This window comes from Bacteroides nordii (genome assembly GCF_019930665.1).
In the GTDB taxonomy this organism is placed as follows: Bacteria; Bacteroidota; Bacteroidia; order Bacteroidales; family Bacteroidaceae; genus Bacteroides; species Bacteroides nordii.
This window is the reverse complement of sequence record NZ_CP082886.1, coordinates 888,432-908,852: the sequence shown is the minus strand read 5'-3', so window position 1 is coordinate 908,852 and position 20,421 is coordinate 888,432. Positions and strand designations below refer to the sequence as shown.

At 40.9% G+C, this 20,421-nt stretch carries 14 protein-coding genes and 1 pseudogene; 4 read left to right on the top strand and 11 right to left on the bottom strand.

All coding sequences use genetic code 11. From position 1 onward, the window contains the following. The first annotated feature begins 29 nt into the window (after positions 1 to 29). Complete coding sequence (gene nfo, locus K8P02_RS03495; protein WP_025867731.1) at positions 30 to 872, top strand: deoxyribonuclease IV; 843 nt, start codon at positions 30 to 32, stop codon at positions 870 to 872. A gap of 421 nt (positions 873 to 1,293) precedes the next feature. On the opposite strand, the gene K8P02_RS03490 is transcribed toward nfo, so the two are convergent. Together K8P02_RS03490 and K8P02_RS03485 are read right to left on the bottom strand one after the other, a co-directional pair. Then, positions 1,294 to 1,977, bottom strand: coding sequence for a hypothetical protein (locus K8P02_RS03490; RefSeq protein WP_025867730.1), 684 nt, complete (start codon positions 1,975 to 1,977; stop codon positions 1,294 to 1,296). Positions 1,978 to 2,102: 125 nt separating this feature from the next. Next, a complete protein-coding gene (locus K8P02_RS03485; RefSeq protein ID WP_025867729.1) occupies positions 2,103 to 3,674 on the bottom strand; it encodes a ClC family H(+)/Cl(-) exchange transporter in 1,572 nt (523 codons plus the stop codon). Positions 3,675 to 3,947: 273 nt separating this feature from the next. On the opposite strand from K8P02_RS03485, the gene K8P02_RS03480 reads away from it, so the two are divergent. After that, a complete protein-coding gene (locus K8P02_RS03480) occupies positions 3,948 to 4,979 on the top strand; it encodes an aldo/keto reductase (protein ID WP_025867728.1) in 1,032 nt (343 codons plus the stop codon). Positions 4,980 to 5,109: 130 nt separating this feature from the next. On the opposite strand, the gene K8P02_RS03475 is transcribed toward K8P02_RS03480, so the two are convergent. From K8P02_RS03475 to K8P02_RS03450, 6 genes are all read right to left on the bottom strand, one after another. Beyond that, the gene (locus tag K8P02_RS03475; RefSeq protein WP_002561958.1) at positions 5,110 to 5,286 is read right to left on the bottom strand and encodes a DUF4250 domain-containing protein; all 177 of its coding nucleotides are present in this window, start codon (positions 5,284 to 5,286) and stop codon (positions 5,110 to 5,112) included. Positions 5,287 to 5,404: 118 nt separating this feature from the next. Beyond that, the gene (locus K8P02_RS03470) at positions 5,405 to 5,800 is read right to left on the bottom strand and encodes a hypothetical protein (RefSeq protein WP_007484679.1); all 396 of its coding nucleotides are present in this window, start codon (positions 5,798 to 5,800) and stop codon (positions 5,405 to 5,407) included. Between the two features lie 64 nt (positions 5,801 to 5,864). Continuing rightward, positions 5,865 to 7,421, bottom strand: coding sequence for a carboxypeptidase-like regulatory domain-containing protein (locus tag K8P02_RS03465; protein ID WP_195349097.1), 1,557 nt, complete (start codon positions 7,419 to 7,421; stop codon positions 5,865 to 5,867). An 18-nt stretch (positions 7,422 to 7,439) separates the two neighbouring features. Then, positions 7,440 to 8,297 (bottom strand): FecR family protein, encoded by an 858-nt coding sequence (locus tag K8P02_RS03460; protein ID WP_025867727.1) that lies wholly within the window; start codon positions 8,295 to 8,297, stop codon positions 7,440 to 7,442. After that, positions 8,294 to 8,845 carry an RNA polymerase sigma-70 factor gene (locus K8P02_RS03455; protein WP_002561962.1) on the bottom strand — a complete coding sequence of 184 codons (552 nt, stop codon included), beginning with the start codon at positions 8,843 to 8,845 and terminating at the stop codon, positions 8,294 to 8,296. Before K8P02_RS03455 ends, K8P02_RS03460 begins: the two co-directional genes overlap by 4 nt. Before the next feature lie 46 nt (positions 8,846 to 8,891). Then, positions 8,892 to 10,154 (bottom strand): carboxypeptidase-like regulatory domain-containing protein, encoded by a 1,263-nt coding sequence (locus K8P02_RS03450; protein ID WP_025867726.1) that lies wholly within the window; start codon positions 10,152 to 10,154, stop codon positions 8,892 to 8,894. Positions 10,155 to 10,885: 731 nt separating this feature from the next. On the opposite strand from K8P02_RS03450, the gene K8P02_RS03445 reads away from it, so the two are divergent. Both K8P02_RS03445 and K8P02_RS03440 read left to right on the top strand, forming a co-directional pair. Then, on the top strand, positions 10,886 to 15,760 hold the full coding sequence (locus K8P02_RS03445) for a RecQ family ATP-dependent DNA helicase (RefSeq protein WP_223382012.1): 4,875 nt from the start codon (positions 10,886 to 10,888) through the stop codon (positions 15,758 to 15,760). A 78-nt stretch (positions 15,761 to 15,838) separates the two neighbouring features. Continuing rightward, positions 15,839 to 17,428, top strand: a complete 1,590-nt coding sequence (locus K8P02_RS03440; RefSeq protein WP_223382010.1) for an RNA-binding domain-containing protein — start codon at positions 15,839 to 15,841, stop codon at positions 17,426 to 17,428. Positions 17,429 to 17,455: 27 nt separating this feature from the next. On the opposite strand, the pseudogene K8P02_RS03435 reads toward K8P02_RS03440, so the two are convergent. From K8P02_RS03435 to dnaK, 3 genes and pseudogenes are all read right to left on the bottom strand, one after another. Further along, a pseudogene (locus tag K8P02_RS03435) lies at positions 17,456 to 17,644 on the bottom strand (site-specific integrase); the annotation flags it as partial. Further along, the gene (locus K8P02_RS03430; RefSeq protein WP_025867725.1) at positions 17,641 to 18,204 is read right to left on the bottom strand and encodes a helix-turn-helix domain-containing protein; all 564 of its coding nucleotides are present in this window, start codon (positions 18,202 to 18,204) and stop codon (positions 17,641 to 17,643) included. The pseudogene K8P02_RS03435 and the gene K8P02_RS03430, both read right to left, overlap by 4 nt. 214 nt (positions 18,205 to 18,418) lie before the next feature. Beyond that, complete coding sequence (dnaK, locus tag K8P02_RS03425; protein ID WP_007484672.1) at positions 18,419 to 20,338, bottom strand: molecular chaperone DnaK; 1,920 nt, start codon at positions 20,336 to 20,338, stop codon at positions 18,419 to 18,421. Between the last annotated feature and the right edge of the window lie 83 nt (positions 20,339 to 20,421).

Genomic DNA, 20,421 nt, shown 5'->3' with positions numbered 1-20,421 from the left:
GTAAATGTAATAAACTAAAAAGGAACAGTATGAAATATATCGGAGCACATGTCAGTGCCTCGGGTGGCGTAGAAAACGCCCCTGTCAATGCACACGAAATAGGAGCTAATGCCTTTGCACTTTTCACCAAGAATCAACGCCAGTGGGTGAGCAAACCTCTGACCGAAGAAAACATCCGCCTTTTTAAGGAGAACTGCGAAAAGTATAACTTCAAACCGGAGTATATCCTTCCCCATGATAGTTATCTTATCAACCTGGGACATCCCGAACCAGATGCACTGGAGAAAAGCCGTGCCGCCTTTTTAGACGAAATGCAACGTTGCGAACAGTTGGGATTGAAACTGCTAAACTTTCATCCGGGCAGTCATTTGAATAAAATTTCAGTAGAAGACAGCCTTGACCTCATTGCAGAAAGCATCAATATCACGCTGGAAAAGACGAAAGGAGTAACGGCGGTTATTGAAAATACTGCGGGACAAGGCAGCAACTTAGGAAATGAGTTCTGGCATCTGAAATATATCATCGATCGTGTAGAGGACAAAAGCCGGGTTGGCGTCTGTCTGGATACCTGCCACACGTTCACGGCAGGGTACGATTTCCTTGGAGATTATGATGCCGTGTTTAACGAATTTGAAGAAGTAGTAGGATTCCGCTATCTCCGTGGAATGCACCTCAATGATTCTAAGAAAGAATTGGGCAGCCATGTAGACCGCCACGACAGCATCGGAAAAGGACTGATCGGTTTCGCTTTTTTTGAAAAGCTAATGCGCGATCCACGCTTTGACAATATGCCGTTGATACTCGAAACAATAGACGAAACGTTGTGGCCCGAAGAGATAGCCTGGCTGCGGGAACAATCGGAAAACAAGTAAACAAATAGTTTTCTTAAAATAAAAGGGAAAAAGCTTGACTTTGATAAAGTAAAGTAGTATCTTTGTAAGAGTAATGATAAAGTATATTCAGATTAAACTGAGGCAAAAGAGGGAAGTTGTAACTTTCCTCTTTTTTTTCGTCCTCCTCGTTCAAAGCACTCCTGAGCAAGGTTGTTAAGTAAGGTTTCCTCGGTACTTACATGAATTTCCTCGGTATGAAACGGTTTATTACTTGGTATGTTATGATTCATTTCATACTATGTTGCGATGCAAATGCTACTGTGTTGCAATGCAACAGATGCTTTACAACGAAAAGTGCCCTTTTTAGTTAAGAATCAATAAATCGACTCTTGACAAAAAAAAGCTGCCGGAAACCGATTTGTAAACAAAAACAATCTCCGGTATAAAAGTAAACGATCTGTTACTTGCGTGCTGCTATTGCCAGAAATATACCAAGTACCACTCCCAATAAAGCCGCAAACAAGACACGTGCATCGCCCGGCAAAAGGAAAGTTATGGTATGGGCGGGAAACCAAAAGAACGGAATAGTCTTCTTAAAAACAAAGCCCCATTGTACTTTCCAATTAAGATTCTGCAAAATCTGTCCCATAGGAATGGGAGTAAAGAAGCCCTTCATCGTACCTCCGGTAGCAAGAATGTGAGTATCAGTAACCTTATGTAAGGTCATAAATACTGGTCCGAAAATGGTATTCATCGTTACAGAAATAGCCAACGCCAACAATACCTTATCAATAGAAAGAGGGCCGGACATTATACTACCGGCATCCACTACTCCCAGATAAGAAGCAAAGGCTGGAACTCCGTTAGAGAAAACAACAAAAGCCATGTTGATCCCCAATCCGAGCAATCCCCAAACAAATGCACGGGGCAAAATACCAAAACCATGGCGATGATAAGAACCGGTACTGATACGAAGCCCAATCACCTCGCCCAAAGTGGAAAGAATGGCAAACTTAATAAAGCTCATTACCATACCGTGAGAAGCATTAAATTGCTTATAGGCATCATACACCGCATCACTCAAAAAGAAAGGGAGGAAGCAGACAAGCACGCAAAGGAAAAAAAGGAAATCGTGTTTTTTCATTTCTATAAGTTGTATTTCAGTATGGCTACAAATATAGATAAAAGAAATGAAATTCAAAGAATTATCAGTCAAAAGTGCCGGTATATTCCATAAATCAGCATACAAATGCTCTATACGATCCGTTATTAATAGATATTTGCCATGCTTACCAATGGTTCGTATAACTTTTCGATGTCTTGTGCATCCATCTCTATTTGTACCTGATCTCCCGGAATAAGCCGGGTACCGGCCGGGGTCAAGTCTTTCCGGTCACGGTGTACATTGATAATGATACAATGTTCGGGTAATCTTAGCTCATTCACCTCTTTACCATCCAGATAAGACCCGGTCATGATCTCTACCGAAAGTGTATAACGCTTTTGCTGCTGAAAATCGGGGGTATTTATCATATCATTGTATAAAGTGACATTGAAAGGCTTTATTTGCAATAACTCCGTGAAATAATACGTCAGTCCGCCTACCACCACAGAGGGATAGAAAACTTCAAAGTGTCCTGTTATCTCTGTTATCAGAACAATAGCCGTCAGTGGAGTCCGAATAACAGCAACAAGAAAAGCAGACATACTGATCAGCATAATATAACTCACATTCTCCTGGGCAATAAACCCTCTTTGTACCAATATCAGAGCTACAATCTGCCCGAATAACCCACCAGTCACCAACGTAGGGATAAAGTTTCCTCCCGGCAATCCGGAAGAGATGGAAAGCGCCGTAAATACAAAATGAACCATCATCATTGCCAACACCCACATAACCTGCCTACTCCCATCGGTGACCTGTTCTAATAGGAATTGTTCGCCTCCTCCCGTCAGATTTACTTGCAACAGTGAAATAGCATAAGCAATCACTAACAGATAGAGCATCTTCATATACACAGGATGTTTCACCTGCGAATAGACTTGTTTGAAATACAACGTCAATTCCGAATAGAATTTTCCAAAGAGAGAGATAACCACTGCAAGTAACAGGAATAGTTTTACCTGAGATAAAAAAGGAAGCAATGGTTCGATGGCATCTATAAGACGATAAGGACTGATGGGAAATATCCAGCTTGCCACACCCCCGGCTACCACACCGGCGAGTAACGTAGTAATAGCTGTTTTCGGTGCATCAAAGCGTTCGATTGATTCAATTACTAACAATGAGGAAGCAAGAGGGGCCGAAAATGCAGCTGCCAATCCGGCACCTGCTCCGGCAGCCAAAAGTTGTTTACGCTCTCCGGCAAGTACCCGTGTCCATTTAGAAACAAGGCAACCAACGTAAGAGCCAATCTGTACAGAGGGACCTTCACGCCCTAAAGATAACCCCGCAGTCAATGCAAGAACTCCTCCCGCAAACTTAGATACCATTTCTATAAAAGGATGCTTATAGGAGATGCGCCCATTGATAACCCCTCTCGTTTGCGGAATACCACCACCGGTGATGAGTGGCATCTTACGAACTAACCAGGAAACAAAGATAAGTATTCCCCATAATGCCAGGAACAACACAATATGCCAATACCAACGGGGATGAGCGTCAAAGAATGTGCGCCGGATATCGAAAAAGAATTGTAACAGATAATGATAAGGCACGGCAATAAGCCCTGTCAGCAATCCCACAAAGATGCTGACAAAGTACAATCTGGCATCAATCAGCTTTAATTTCCAGACATGCCATCCCCTTACTCCTTTCAAGCTTTTCCAGTATTCGAACATACCCCAATAAGATATTTGCCGGGTATAACAATGAAACAACAAGAGATGTTTGTGAACGAAAGATTATTTATTTATCTATATCTTGCGTTTACCTGACATACTTGTTTAATAAGAACCTGTTTAAATTTACAAAAGGAAAATTTAAACAGATTCTTATGTCTGAAGATGGTTTTACTCTGTTTCTTTCAATTTTTGTTGCAAAAGATGCAACTTTATCACAACAATAATCGTTATATATACATTTACTATTATTCAAAAAAATCAGAAACATTTATGGAATACAGACAATTAAACGGCTCAGGACTTTTTGTTCCGGCATTGAGCTTAGGAACAGCAACCTTTGGAGGTACTCACGGTTTTGAAGGTTGGGGAAATACAGGTGTTGCCGAAGCTACCCGCATGGTAGATATGTGCCTGGAAGCCGGACTAAATCTCTTTGACACAGCCGATATTTATTCTCGTGGTTTGTCGGAAGAAATACTTGGCAAAGCTATTTCCGGAAAGCGAAACCGCCTTCTCATCTCCACCAAAGCCACTTTCCCAATGGGAGAAGATCGGAACGAAATGGGAGCTTCCCGCTTTCACATTATCAATGCCTGTGAAGCCAGTCTGCGACGTTTGGGAACAGACTATATTGACATCTATTATATGCACGGCTTTGATGGCGCTACTCCGTTGGAAGAGACACTTAGCGCACTGGACAATCTTGTCCAAAGCGGAAAGGTACGCTATATCGGATGCTCCAACTTCTCCGGCTGGCAGTTAATGAAGTCACTGGCTGTTTCCGACAAATACGGTTGGACACGTTATGTAGCCCACCAGGTGTATTACTCTTTGCTCAACCGTGAGTTTGAATGGGAGCTGATGCCACTTGGCGTCGATCAGCAAGTTGGTACATTTGTCTGGAGTCCGTTAGCAGCAGGACGTTTGGGAGGACGTTATCGTCGTAACAATCCGATTCCGGAAGATGGAAGAGTAGCCCGTGGTGGCGCTCCGGTAGGTGATGAAATCATGTCATACGATCTTCTTTACAATATTATTGATATTCTGGAAGATATTGCGGGAGAGACAAGAAAAACTGTAGCACAGGTAGCACTAAACTGGCTATTGCAACGCCCCACTATCTGCAGTCTTGTGATTGGCGCACGAACAGAAGAACATTTGAAACTAAACCTCGGAGCCATTGGCTGGAGTCTGACAGCAGAACAAATAAAGCGATTGGATGAGGCAAGTAAAACGCCCAAAATATATCCGTATTGGCATCAGAATCAGTTCCCTGAATTAAAATCACAACTGATATTTTAATATGCCCTACCACACATACTGTAAGTAGACAAATAAAGATCAATGAATTGTTTCACCGATTATTAAGTAGTTAATTCTAAAATGATTGGTGAAACAATTTAGATTTAAACAGCTCCGTTATAACAACAGATTACCAGAACTTATTATGTTCCGGGCTATATTCAAAGCCTGCATTTTTGAGCTGATCAATAATGTCCTCTTTCTCTACATTCAGATCATCACACAATTCATCCAACGAAGAATAGTTATCACGAAGCTTCATGTTGATGACACTAAACAGCATCATCGGGTCTTTAGGTAATTCCATATTAAACACGATTTTGTAACTGGGCCACAAAGATATAGTTTTTCAAGATTAACAGACGCAAATGCAACAAAGTTTTATGCATAACACTTGCTTCCACTCCTGCATACCGTTTTTTTATTCACCCGTTTATTTCCAAAAGTTTTATCAGGCTTGTCCGTTGAATAGAGAATGTATTCCCTTCTTCCTGAACATACTTGAGCAACCAGAGACCGTCCTGCCGGAGTTTGGATTTTTGCAGGACATGATCTGAAGACATATCTTCTGATAATTTCAGCATACTCATAGCAGCAAGTTCTATTTTTCCCATTTCGTCAGGATCGCCTTTATACCGTCCGATCAACTCCTGCATATCCATACCAATCAACTGCTCGGCAGGAAAGCCTAAAATTTGTCTGGTCAGGCAATCATACTCTACCCACTCTTGCTTGCGAAGTTTCTTCTTATTCAGAATAGCATTTGCAATCAAAGAGATTATTTCCTGAATCATCCGTACCAGATAGTCTTGTTTAATCATATCTTTTCGTATTCATTGAATATATTTCATTCAAACTGCAAAATAACAAATATCCTGCTTATCTTCACTCCTCTTGATGAACTGTTTTTTCTATCTTTAACGTTACCTTCTCTATTATCTTACTCAACTCTTCCTCTAACGGGATCGTATTAAACTCTTCCCAGAAACTTTCATCATATTTAAAATCAATATCTGCAAGTACTGTATGTATTGGTACCCTTTCAGTACGGGAAAAACGGGCCACATTATCCCTATCCACCTTGCATGTTACCATTTCGAACCATGTATGCAAAGTGGGATTACTGAACAGTGCCCGTTTTTTCTTCATCCTAAAAAACAAATCGCCACGGATATGGTGAATATAGTAAGTGCCTCTCCACGGTTTATACGAAATAGTATATACCACCTTTTGTGCTGTCAGATTTACACTGGGAGCTTGCCGGACAACAAAAATCCTTGTAGCTTTTTTTATGTACCGGGGTTGCATTTCAATCCGTGCCTGCAGTAAAGCCCCATTTTCCGAATCAATATATAACTCCCCGCAATAAAGCGGTTCTTTAACCCCTTGCTTCTGCTCAAAAGAAACCACATTTACACAACGGTCATCTATAGAGGTGATGCCACCAGAAGTATATGTATACGGATTATCATCTGCATCAACAGATAGAAAATCCGGCAGATCTTTCATTATATCCAATTGCAGGCAAGCCTGAATACCCGCCCTAATCTTAGCTATCAGGCTATCTGTACTTTCACGATTGTCCATCCTGCTCATCTTCAGCAACTTCACCTGATCCAATACCCCGGATTCATCCAGAGGAGATTTATAAACTTTGAATACAGCTTCCGTCAGGTTCTGGAACTTGTTCTTTAACTGAACTCCTTCCCTGTAAAATGTTGTCAGATGAACTGGGACCAATGAATAATTTTCCTCTCGCCGCTTTAGCATTTCCCTCAACAACTTTTTGGGTTCTACCAACCGGATCAGAACCTCCTGCAAGGGAACGATTTTAGGCTCCAGACTCAGTATATTGTCGCGCCCCGTAAGCATAGCCGCTTCAACATTTTGCGCCACATAACCCAAATGAGAAAAAGAGAGAAACCCATCTCTCAGAGAGTCGGGTAAATGAAGTCTGAACTCACCGTCTTTATTTGTAATATTACCTATCGAAGTACCTTGAATTGTCACTGATGCATTGACCACAGGCTCCCCGGTTTCTTTATCCAACAAAGTACCGGTAATTGTGGAAAAGGTTGGCAAGGGCAATTGGCTCTCTTTTTTTATATTCTTATTCTTTTCTACAGGAGGCAGGATTAATATATGTCCTCCAATCACCTTTAAAACCAATCTCCTGTTACCGGTTATTTCATAAATAGCCTGCCGAATTGTACAGTCTTTCTCTCTCGTCTTTGTCACAATATCATTGTTCACAACCTTACTATCATAAACAAAAAGATATCCGGAACGTTCTGAGACTTTACCTAACAAGAAATACACCGTACCTTTCATCTTAGGCAGACTGATAACACGATCCAGAACATCATCTCCATCTGCTCTTATTGTACCAGCAGCAATAAGAAGCAGTCCGAAGAAAAGCAGACAGAGAGGATGTAATTTCATATTTTTAAACTTTAAGAATCATCGTTCGGACAAAATCAGTTTATCTCCTTCACGAGTACATTTCAAATTTAACGCCCAACAGATCAGTTCGGCAACCGTATCGGGTGAGTTGTCCAGAAACTCAATAGTCAGCTTGCGTTTACCCAAATCCAATGAACCAGTTTGTATCTGTAACGCAGAATTTTCAGCATTCACTACCCGCAGGATATCTTCCAAGCTTTCATCCTTAAAACGTATATTCTTTGTATAGACACCAGACTCATCACCTCTTGAAGTCTCACTTAACTGTAATTGCTGTGATTGTAATGTAACCGTTTCGCCCGCATTCACAAAAACACTGTGACCTCCCTGTTTCAGTGATACCTTCACCTTACCACGCCACACAGACAAACTAAAAGGAACTTCTTCATTACTACGGACATTAAAAGCTGTCCCCAATACTTCTATCTGTACCTTCTCGGTTTCAATCAAGAAAGTTTGTTCATGTTTCTTCGCCACATCAAAAAAGGCTTCTCCATGCAAATTAACCTCTCTCTTATCCGTAGCAAAATGTTCAGGATACTGCAAGACACTCTCCTGCCCCAGATAAACAATAGAGCCGTCTTCAAGAGTAGTGACCAACGTTGACTTCTCTCTGTTTTCCTGAATTACCAGATTAAGATTTTTAGTATCATTTCCCGGCATTAACCACCAAACGGACATCAGACAAACCACTCCTGTCAGCATAGCAGCAACTACAGTTCCCCATTTTAAGAAAAGCCTGCGACGGATCACCTCCTCTCCCACCTCTACAAGCAGGCTGTCTTTATCCAAACGAGTATACAAGTGCCTCCATGCCTCATCTGTCCTCACTTTATTTTTATTTACTTCAGTCATTTCGTAAGAATATAATTATCTATTTCATTTCGTAAAGTCCGGAGTGCTTTTGTCATCTCTGCTTCCACTGTTTTGACAGACAATGAAAGAAACGAAGCAATCTCTACATATTTCTTTCCTTCCATACGATGCATTTCAAATATCCTGAGTCTGCGCCCCGGCAGTTTATCAAGTGTATGGCGGATAACCTCCTGCAACTCCTCATACTCCAACTGCCGGTGAGGATCAGACACCTGTTCTGAAACATTATCTGCCAGCACATACTCCCTATACCGTTCTCTGACTTCTCTATGCTGGCAGTATTGAAGCGCTTCATTGCGTGTTGCCCTGTACAGATAACTTTTAATGGATTGAAATATCTGCAAATGTTCCCGGTCTTTCCAAAATACGTAGAAAAGTTCTTCTACTATCTCTTCGGCAGCTTCCACTTCGCCTGTTATACCTGCAGCATACCAGCAAAGGGGCGAATAATAGCAACGGAAAATTTCCTCGAATGCCTTTATATCACCCTCTTTTATTTTAGCAAGTATGAACAGTTCATTTAGCATACCCGAATCATTATTGGTACCAAATATATAAAAAACTATCTGAACTCTAACGAGATTGCTTTTTCAATTTGTTCACAGCGTGTTCCAAAGACTCAGTAGGTTCAATGATATTGTATTCTTTCCAGAAGTCTTCGTTCCAGTATTCATCTACTAAATCATAAAACACTTGCTTTTCTTTGAAAGCCGTCTTATTAGAAATAGCTGTAAAGTTATCCTCCTGCCTGTCTGTTACCACCATCTCAGAATAAACTGTATATCCCGAAGAGAAGAGGCGTTTCTTCCAATCACATTTGAAACGGATGGTATTCCAAATATAGTTTAAATACGTCTTCCCATTCTGCTCTTTATACGTCACCAGATAGGATACTTCCTGTGGCTTAAACTGTAAACCCAAAGGTTTCTTATGTAAAATAGCTTCCACGGCTTTCGTTTTATTTTTCATATCCAGCGAGAACTCTGCCCGGGTAAATGCCAGTTTCTCAAAATCAATATACAGTTTCCCATAAAACAATGCATACATCAGGCTAACTTTAGGCCGAAAACTGATTACATATTGCATACGGTTATCAAAATTCACAGGCTCTTCGATGTGAAACTCATAATAATCCAAATCTCCCATATTCAGTAATGCATCCTGATTCTTCACGACATCCAGATAAATAGCCAAACTGGGACCTCCCACTACCTTCACAGCCAATGTGTCACTGTTTTTCTGACTCAGCAAACGACGCCCTTTCTGGAGTTGCACCTTATCTTTCACAGGTACACGGTCATTATAAGCTGTCTTATATACATCTATAACAGCCTCCGACACATTGATATAACGACGCCTCTTTTGTACTGTTTCTCTGTAAAATGTTGTCAGCATATTCTCATTAGGAGAATAGTTTACCGGGATTTTTCTAATTGCTTCTTCTACAATGCCACGGGCATTATTACCAAAAATCACAATCTCACTCAGTAAATTAGGTGCTGGTATCATCCACACAGTCAATGTGGATAAGTCCTTATTTTCTTTCAAAGAGATCTGAGTATTGAGGTACCCGATATGAGATACTTCCAGCCCCCGGACTATTTCAGCATCTTTGATCTTAAGAGAGAATAGACCATCTGAATTTGTTACCGTCCCAATATTTGTACCGGGCACAGAAACATTCACATTCTCCAGCTTTTTCCTATCATCCTTGTTTCTTACAACCCCTGTAACCGTGAAATAGCCATCCACTTCTTCCCGTGCCTGCAAAGGGGCAATATCCAATAGTAAGAAAAACATCAACCAGCCCATTATAACTCCAACTAACTTTTTCATCTTCGTATGATTTTAAAGGTGAATAATTCTTGCTTTCTACTTATAAGATCGCTTAGAAGTAGAAAACCCTATTAAAATTCGATGAATAATTTTTCTTCTTTTGCGTTATATCTGGAATTAGCCAACATTCCCATATTAAACCACTGATAATCAAGCAATATAAGAATGTACACTTTTATACCTCAATAATGTACACTCTTGCTATGGATCATTGTACACTTTTGCAATAGATGATTGTACACTTTTGCAATAGATGATTGTACACTTTTGCAAAGTTGAAAAATATTAATTAAAATAGTAGTCAATAGAAGTACAACTTTTTATTAGTTAGTATACTTCCTCCTAAAAAATTCTCTAAAAAAAGGAGCCGTAAGTCAATGACCTACGGCTCTCTCTTTTAATATATTAATCGTTTACTGATCGAATTTACTTGACTTCCTCGAAGTCTGCATGATATATTTATCAACGACTTCCGTACATGTGTTGTAAATATAATGCCCCCAAATAAGCATCCATAAGCAACAACAACTCTTGCTTATAAAAATACGATATTCTTAAACAACGGGATGTAAACGCATAAAAATCAAAAGAGAACGGTAATTTTTACTGATTTTTCGGTTTTATCCTTACCTTTGTAAATGATATTGGGGTGTTATACCCGAACAACAATAAGAAAACGATGCAGATACATAACTAATTCAAATTATAAAACTATTTATTATATTGAATATATGTCAATATGGAGCAAGCTCATAGGAATCAAGAAAACCGAGGATAGAAACAATATCATTGGTAATAAAACGATCTCTGTACCATGTAGTGCCACAAATTATGCTATAGTAGATGTTGAAGTCGGCTTGAAAGATCATAAAATTCATGATATAGGAGCACTCAAACATGATGACACTACATTCCATAAAACTTCAAAAGAAAAACTGTTTATTTTCTTAAACAACATAGATTACATCTGTGGCCATAATATCATTCATCATGATGCCAAATATCTGTTCACGAACAAAACATGCCGCTGGATTTTAGTTGATACACTTTATGTCTCGCCTTTATTATTCCCGGAACGCCCTTACCATAGGCTTGTGAAAGATGACAAACTGATTAGTGAACAGATGAATAATCCGGTGAACGATTGCAAAAAAGCAAAAGACTTATTACTGGACGAAATAGCACGCTGGAATTCATTGCCGGAGAAAAAGCGTATACTATTCGCATCGTTACTGAAGGACAAGAAAGAATTTGAGGGATTTCTTAGCATGGTAAGTGCAAAGTATATCCATGAAGGAATACCTGAACTTATAAAAGAACTTTATACTGGAAAGATTTGCCATCATGCCGACCTCGACATGCTCATCGAACAATATCCATGCGGATTGGCATACGCACTGGCTCTGATTGAGACCACCGACTATCGTTCTATCACTCCCGGATGGGTACTTTACAATTATCCGGAAGTAGAATTTATTGTAAAACTCCTGCGCCACACTAATTGCCAGGAAGGTTGCGGCTACTGCCATACGCAATTGGATGTACTCTATAATCTAAAAGCATTTTTCGGATATGAACGTTTCCGAACATACGAAGGCGAGCCACTGCAAGAACGAGCAGCCCAAGCAGCGGTGAAAGGCAAATCGTTGCTGGCGATATTTCCTACCGGTGGCGGCAAATCACTCACCTTCCAATTGCCGGCACTCATGGCAGGACACTCCGTGCACGGGCTTACGGTTATCATCTCCCCTTTGCAGTCTCTCATGAAAGACCAGGTAGATAACCTTGCCGACAGAGGTATCACGGATGCCGTAACCATAAATGGAATGTTAGACCCCATAACAAGAGCACTATCCATACAAAGAGTACAAGACGGAGAAGCCTCACTGTTGTATATATCCCCGGAAATGCTTCGCTCAAAAACAATCGAGAAAATATTGGTGGCACGCCACGTTGTAAGATTTGTAATAGATGAAGCGCATTGCTTTTCTTCATGGGGGCAGGATTTTAGAGTTGACTATCTCTACATTGGTAAATTCATCCGAAAGTACCAGCAAAAGAAAAAATGCAAAAACCCGATCCCCGTATCCTGCTTTACGGCTACTGCAAAACAGAAAGTAATACAAGACATCTGCGACTATTTCAAGCAAACCTTGGACTTGAACTTAGAGTTATTCGCATCAACAGCCTCAAGAACAAATCTGCACTATTCCGTCATACATGTAGAAAGTGACAATGACAAATATTTAAAGCTGAGAGAACTTGTAGCGGAATCCGATTGCCCGACAATTGTTTACGTATCACGTACCAAACGAACAAAAGAACTAGCAGTTAAATTGACGCGTGACGGTTACAAGGCGCTACCTTTCAATGGTAAAATGGAAGCTGATGAAAAAATTGCCAACCAGGATGCCTTCATGAACGATCAGGTGCACATCATTGTGGCTACGTCTGCATTTGGCATGGGGGTCGATAAGAAAGATGTCGGTCTTGTGGTACATTATGATATTTCCGATTCGCTAGAGAACTACGTTCAAGAAGCAGGCAGAGCCGGTCGTGATCCCGGCCTCAGTGCACGTTGCTATGTGCTTTATAGTGACAATGATTTGGACAAACATTTTATATTACTAAACCAAACGAAACTAAGTATCAGTGAAATACAACAAATATGGAAAGCTGTCAAAAACCTTACCAGACAGCGCATGAAAGTCAACTGTTCTGCATTGGAAATTGCCCGGCAAGCAGGATGGGACGATTCGGTATCTGACATTGAAACCCGTGTACGAACAGCACTAGCGGCTTTGGAGCAAAGCGGATACTTGGTAAGAGGAAACAATGTGCCTCATGTATATGCCACAGGAATCACGGTGAAAAACATGGACGAAGCAAGAGAACGCATTTCAGCGTCAGTACTCTTTGAGAGCGATGAAATAGAAAAGGCAATCCGCATCATCAAATCATTGATATCCCAAAAACACATCGCTAAGGCCCAGGATTCAGAGGCAGAATCACGGATCGACTATCTGGCAGATATCTTGGGACTAAGCAAAAGAGAAGTTATATCCGTAGTGGAACGCATGCGACAGGAAGGCATATTGGCAGACAGCAAAGATATATCTGCCTATTTGCAGGATATAGGTGATTCGGAACGAAAGTCGCAAATACTCCTCGAACGCTTTGCAAAACTTGAACAATATATCTTTAACCATATTCCCGACGGCTCTTTGCGAATTTCATGTAAGCAACTGAATGAGAACGCCGTAAACGACGGAATCAATACATCCAAAGAAAAAGACATCCGAACTCTGCTCTATTTCCTTACCGTAAAAGGATATACATGTAAGAAAGAGGATGCGGTCCGTAATATGGAGATAAGCCGTCAAGCAGACTTGGAATCTACCATCAGACGCTTCGAAAAACGATTGGAAATAAGTCGTTTTACCGTGGAATGGTTATACAAGTTGGCCTCAGATGCAGAAAAGGAAAACACACCCGGCAAAGCTATCCAGTTCTCTGTAGTAGAACTTCTAAACCGAATAAAATCAAATCCTCAATCCCTTTTCGGCGGACTTGACGACATTCAGTTAGAAGACGTGGAAGAAGCACTTCTATACTTGTCGAAAATCGGTGCGCTAAAACTTGAAGGCGGCTTCTTGGTACTTTATAATGCCATGAATATCCAAAGAATAAAGGATAACAAGTCGAGATACAAGCAAGACGACTACCGGATGCTAAATGAATTCTACAAACTGAAAATCCAACAAGTGCATATTGTGGGCGAATATGCCAATTTGATGGTGAAAGATTATCATGCAGCACTGCAATATGTTCAAGACTATTTCCAAATGGATTACAGGAAGTTTGTCACAAAATATTTCAAAGGCGACAGAATTAGCGAGATACAACGTAACTTGACGCCACAGAAATACAAGCAGTTATTTGGGCAATTGTCCAAACGGCAAATGGAAATTATCTCCGATAAGGATTCACGTTGCATTGTGGTCGGAGCTGGTCCAGGTAGTGGAAAAACACGAGTATTGGTTCACAAACTGGCCTCACTTCTGCTACTTGAAGACGTAAAACACGAACAGCTCCTGATGCTGACGTTTTCAAGAGTAGCCGCAACAGAATTCAAACAAAGACTCATGGAATTGATAGGTAACGCTGCCCATTTTGTCGAAATAAAAACATTCCACTCCTATTGCTTCGATCTTCTGGGACGGATAGGAAATCTTGAGGATGCAAAAAATGTCGTTACAAAGGCAGCTGAGATGATCAACCAAGGAGAAGTAGAACCAAATAAAATCGGCAAAACGGTGCTGGTCATAGATGAGGCTCAGGATATGGGAGCCGAAGAGCATGCGCTTGTAAAGGCTTTAATGACTGATAATGAGGAAATGCGTGTGATAGCAGTGGGAGACGATGACCAGAACATCTATGAATTCCGCGGTTCCGATTCCGGTTATATGTACCGACTGGCACAAGAAAGCGGAAGCACGTTTGTCGAAATGACCGAAAATTACCGCAGTGCGCGCCAGCCGGTGGATTTTGCCAACGGATTCTTGAAAAACATACATAAAAGGATAAAAAGTACACCAATTATCTCCATGAGAAAAGAAAAGGGTTGGGTTGAAGTGATACGCTATCAATCGGAATATATGTATCAGCCGCTCGTCGAAAACTTGCTTCAACATAGGGATAAAGGAACTTCTTGTGTACTGACCCAAACAAATGAAGAGGCCGTTATCCTGATGGCTCTTTTGCGGAAACATGGCATAAACAGTAAACTGATACAATCAATGGACGGCCTACGTTTTTGGAATATGGCCGAAATGAGATATTTCCTGAGGTATATAAACAAGCGGATAAAAACACCGTTAATCACGGAAGAGCTGTGGGAAGAAGCCAAGCATAACACCTTCTCTACTTATGACAGGAGTCTAAGCTTGATGTATGTGAAACGTTGTGTGGAACAGTTTGAACAAACCAACAAGACTAAATATTTCAGTGACTTCAAAGAATTTGTATTTGAGTCGTCGGTGGAAGACTTCTGCGACGTATCAGGAGCCGACGTTGTGGTATCAACTATTCACAAGGCCAAAGGCAGAGAGTTTGACGATGTATATATGCTCATATCCGACAATCATATAAAGGATGCCCATCTGATGCGTCGATATTACGTAGGAATAACCCGTGCGAAAAACAGGCTGTTCATACATACAAACGGTGATTGTTTCAATCATTTGAGTGCAGACCGATATCTTATGGATCAGCGACAATATGACATGCCTGAAGAAATTGTACTGCAACTCTCTCACAAAGATGTCAATTTGGGATTCTTCAAAGAACGAAAACAAGAAATCTTGGCATTGAGAGGAGGAGACTCCTTGACTCACAGTAATTTCTTTTTGTATAGTTCATTGACTGATAAACCCATAGCTAAGTTGTCATCAAAAATGCAGGATACATTATCCGAATGGGAACAAAGAGGTTACAAGGTGAAATCCGCATCTGTACGGTTCGTGGTGGCATGGAAACCTAAAGATGCACAAAAGAATGAACCGGAAACAGCTGTTCTTTTGGCTGACTTGATGCTTTCTTTGTAAGCTAAAACGTTTGAAATTATCACAATATCATTACCTTTGTGATAAGAATTAAAATATTATACGAATAATAAGAGAATAATGCAAATACATAACAATACATTGATGGCGGAATGTTCAACTTATGATTTCAAGGAAATGTTGGAACGTAAAAAAGTAAAGTCATGGCTTAAATCCATATCGGCTTTTGCCAATACGGATGGTGGCAGTTTGTTCTATGGAGTGAACGACGACGGAGTGATTGTAGGTTTAAATAATCCACAAACCGATGCCGACTTTATCAGCGAAACCATCAAGGCAAGACTTGACCCTGTGCCGGAAATACAACTTATTCCGATTGAACACGAAGGACATACCCTGCTTGAAGTAAAAGTAAAGGCAGGAACGCTGACACCTTATTATTACTATCAAGACGGGACACGTACCGCATATGTACGAGTGGGCAATGAAAGCGTAGAGTGTAATTCGCAACAACTTCTTTCATTGGTGTTGAAAGGCACGCACATGACGTGGGATTCTCTTCCTACCCAAGTGGATGCCAGCAAGCACTCTTTCATCATCCTGGCCAATACATTCCGCGAGCAAACCCATCAAGAATGGAATGACAAGTATCTGGAATCATTCGGTCTGGTTACTCCTGAAGGTAAACTGACCAATGCCGGATTACTGTTTGTGGATAACTGCACGGTATTTCAATCGCGTATTTTCTGTACCCGTTGGACTGGACTCTATAAGGATGATGCTATCAGTTCCGTAGAGCATCGGGCTAACCTTGTATTGCTATTGAAATATGGCATGGACTTCATCAAGAACTACACTATGAGCGGATGGGTAAAGATGCCCAATTATCGCCTAAATCTTCCCGACTATTCCGACCGTGCCATCTTTGAAGGACTGGTAAACCACCTTATCCATAGAGATTATACCGTGATGGGTGGTGAAGTACATATCGACATTTATGATGACCGCGTAGAACTGGTATCACCCGGTGCTATGCTTGACGGTACACAAATTCAAGACCGTGACATATTCAAAGTGCCTTCCATGCGCCGTAATCCCGTCATTGCGGACGTGTTCACACAGTTGGACTATATGGAGAAACGTGGTTCCGGCTTACGCAAAATGCGGGAACTTACGGAGAAGCTGCCTAATTTCCTGCAAGGAAAAGAACCGCAATATCAAACGGAAGCGACCTTTTTCTACACCACATTCTATAATCTGAACTGGAACGAAAACGGAAGAATACCTGTTGAAGAAGTAGCCAACAGGGTAAATAGTACCCTCGAAAAGTACCCTGTAAACGAAGAAAGTTCGGTCGAAAGGTTCGGTGTAAACAGCAAAAGTTCTGTGAAAACCTTCGGTGATACGCAAGAAAGTTCGGAGAAAGGTTCGGAGAAAGGTTCGGAGATAATGCAAAAAGGTTCGGAGAAAAAGTTCGGAGATTCGAAAAACAAATCTAAAAACATTGGGAAAACCGCACAAAAGATTATTGATTTCGTCATTTCCGACCCATCAATGTCTGCAGAAACAATGGCCTATAAAATAGGAATAAGCTCCCGAGCCGTAGAAAAACATATTTCAAAGCTTCGTTCTATGGGAATCTTGTCTCGTGAAGGAGCAGACCATGGTGGCTATTGGCGCATTGTAATTAATCCTCAAACCGAGCAATAAACTTATGGGAACATCTTTCATTCCACTTTGTGCAATGGACAATTTGTCCCAAACAGGCGTGGATATAGTCCGGTTAATGGATTCCACCACACGGCTTGCCCGTTTAGAACCTCGCTTATAAACTGGGTATGATTCTATAATCAGATACCACTCTTCTTTATAATTCGACCTTCTGAGTTTGACGGTCACTTTGGTATTAGGTAATGCTTTCTTCATTCTACTTCTGACTTATATAGATTATCAATTTCTTGCTTGGGTACATACACATAGTCTCCTATTTGTCTTGAGGGAATAGAGTATTTTCTAACATGTGCCCATACTGAACTGTCATTAATATGGTACTTCTCACAAATCTCAGTAATGGTATAGCAATCCTCCGGCTCTAAGCTGTATATTTTAGGAGCAGGCTTTTCTTTCTCCGCAATACTTTCCGGTCTGTTTAGAAAAAGCCGTTCCATTTCAGAGCGTTTGATACGTGTGAGCCTTGTACCCATATTGATAGTTGGAATACGTCCCAATTTAATCAGGCGATACAGAGTGCTACGTTCCACCCCGAACATAGCGACGGCTTCCTTTACAGAAATGTACTCTCTGATGTCTGATACTTGTTTGGCAATGGCTTCTAACTTCGCGTTTCTATCCTTTGCATCCTTTTTGCGTTTCCAAGCCACTTTACCACATTTAGGGGAACAATAGTGACTGTCAAGTGTTTTTGCGACAAACACTTTGCCGCAGACCTTACACTTCCGTTTGATTTCAAATCCGATTGTTGGCATGTTATCTACTTTTAAGTATGTATTAGTATGTATAAGTGTGATTAAGTACCACATTATCTACTTTTTTGTCTTGTCGCAAACATGTCGCAAATAAGAGATAAAAAAAGCCCATAGAAAACGAATAGCAACCATGAACCCCATAAACGCAAAAAGCGTGCAACTCATTGAGCTGCACGCTTTTGCTTATTGTTTATTATCTGTTTCCTTATCGGAATCATTTGACTTCCTCAAAGTCTGCATCCTGAATATGTTCATCCTGTCCACCATTAGACTGTCCACCAGCTTGTTGTCCACCGTTCATATCCGGACCAGCCTGAGCACCACCTTGTGCACCGCTCTGTGCATACATCTCAGCACTTGCAGCCTGGAATGCAGTATTCAGTTCAGCCATAGCACTGTCAATAGTTGCAAGATCCTGCGCTTTGTGAGCATCTTTCAGTTTCTGCAAAGCTGCTTCAATCGGAGCTTTCTTGTCAGCAGGCAACTTATCACCCAGTTCTTTCAATTGATTTTCAGTAGAGAAAATCATACTGTCAGCCTGATTCAGTTTATCAATCTTCTCACGTTCTTTCTTATCTGCCTCAGCATTAGCTTCTGCTTCTGCTTTCATCTTATCAATTTCTTCTTTGCTCAAACCACTGGAAGCTTCAATACGGATCGCTTGTTCCTTACCGGTAGCTTTATCTTTAGCAGATACCTTCAAGATACCGTTAGCATCGATATCGAATGTTACTTCAATCTGGGGTACACCACGACGAGCCGGAGCGATACCTGTCAGGTTGAACTGACCGATTGATTTATTCTGTGCAGCCATCGGACGTTCACCTTGCAACACATGAATAGTTACTTCTGTCTGATTATCAGCAGCAGTAGAGAATGTTTCACTCTTACGTGCGGGAATAGTTGTGTTAGCATCGATCAACTTAGTCATCACACCACCCAGTGTTTCAATACCCATTGACAACGGAGTAACATCCAACAATACCACGCCTTTGATTTCGTCTGTTAACACAGCACCCTGTACAGCAGCACCGACAGCTACTACTTCATCGGGGTTAACACCCTTAGAAGGAGTTTTACCAAAGAAATCTTCAACCAGTTTCTGTACGGCAGGAATACGTGAAGAACCACCTACAAGGATTACTTCATCAATATCAGAGTTACCCAGACCTGCATCCTGCATTGCTTTTTTACATGGTTCAAGACAAGCCTGAATCAAATTATGGGCCAGAGATTCAAATTTAGCACGTGTCAATGTCTTGACCAAGTGCTTAGGTACACCACCTACCGGCATAATATACGGTAAGTTGATTTCTGTACTTGTAGAAGAAGATAATTCAATCTTAGCTTTTTCAGCAGCTTCTTTCAAGCGTTGCAAAGCCATCGGGTCCTGTGTAAGATCAGCACCTTCATCTTTCTTGAATTCTTCAACTAACCAATTGATAATTACCTGATCAAAGTCATCACCACCAAGGTGAGTATCACCATTAGTAGAAAGTACCTCAAACACACCACCACCGAACTCAAGGATAGAGATATCAAATGTACCACCACCAAGGTCGAATACGGCAATCTTCATGTCTTTGTGTGCCTTATCAAGACCGTAAGCAAGTGCAGCAGCAGTCGGTTCATTTACGATACGTTTTACTTCCAGTCCGGCAATCTGTCCGGCTTCTTTAGTAGCCTGACGTTGTGAATCAGAGAAGTATGCAGGTACAGTGATAACTGCTTCTGTTACTTCTTGTCCAAGATAGTCTTCAGCAGTTTTTTTCATTTTCTGCAAAATCATTGCAGAAATTTCCTGCGGAGTGTAAAGACGACCATCAATATCAACACGCGGAGTGTTATTATCACCTTTTACTACTTTATATGGAACGCGAGTTACTTCTTTTTGCACCTGGTCCCAATTTTCACCCATGAAGCGTTTAATAGAGAAAATTGTTCTTGTCGGATTTGTGATAGCCTGACGTTTTGCAGGATCACCTACTTTACGTTCGCCACCATCAACAAATGCAACAATAGAAGGAGTTGTACGTTTACCTTCGCTGTTTGCAATTACTACCGGTTCGTTTCCTTCGAATACAGAAACACATGAATTTGTTGTTCCTAAGTCAATACCAATAATTTTTCCCATGATCTTTATACTTTTATATTATTTATTATTCTAATTTCCTTTTGTCCGGTTGTCGTTCAGCGCCTTTTTTCAAGGATATCTTT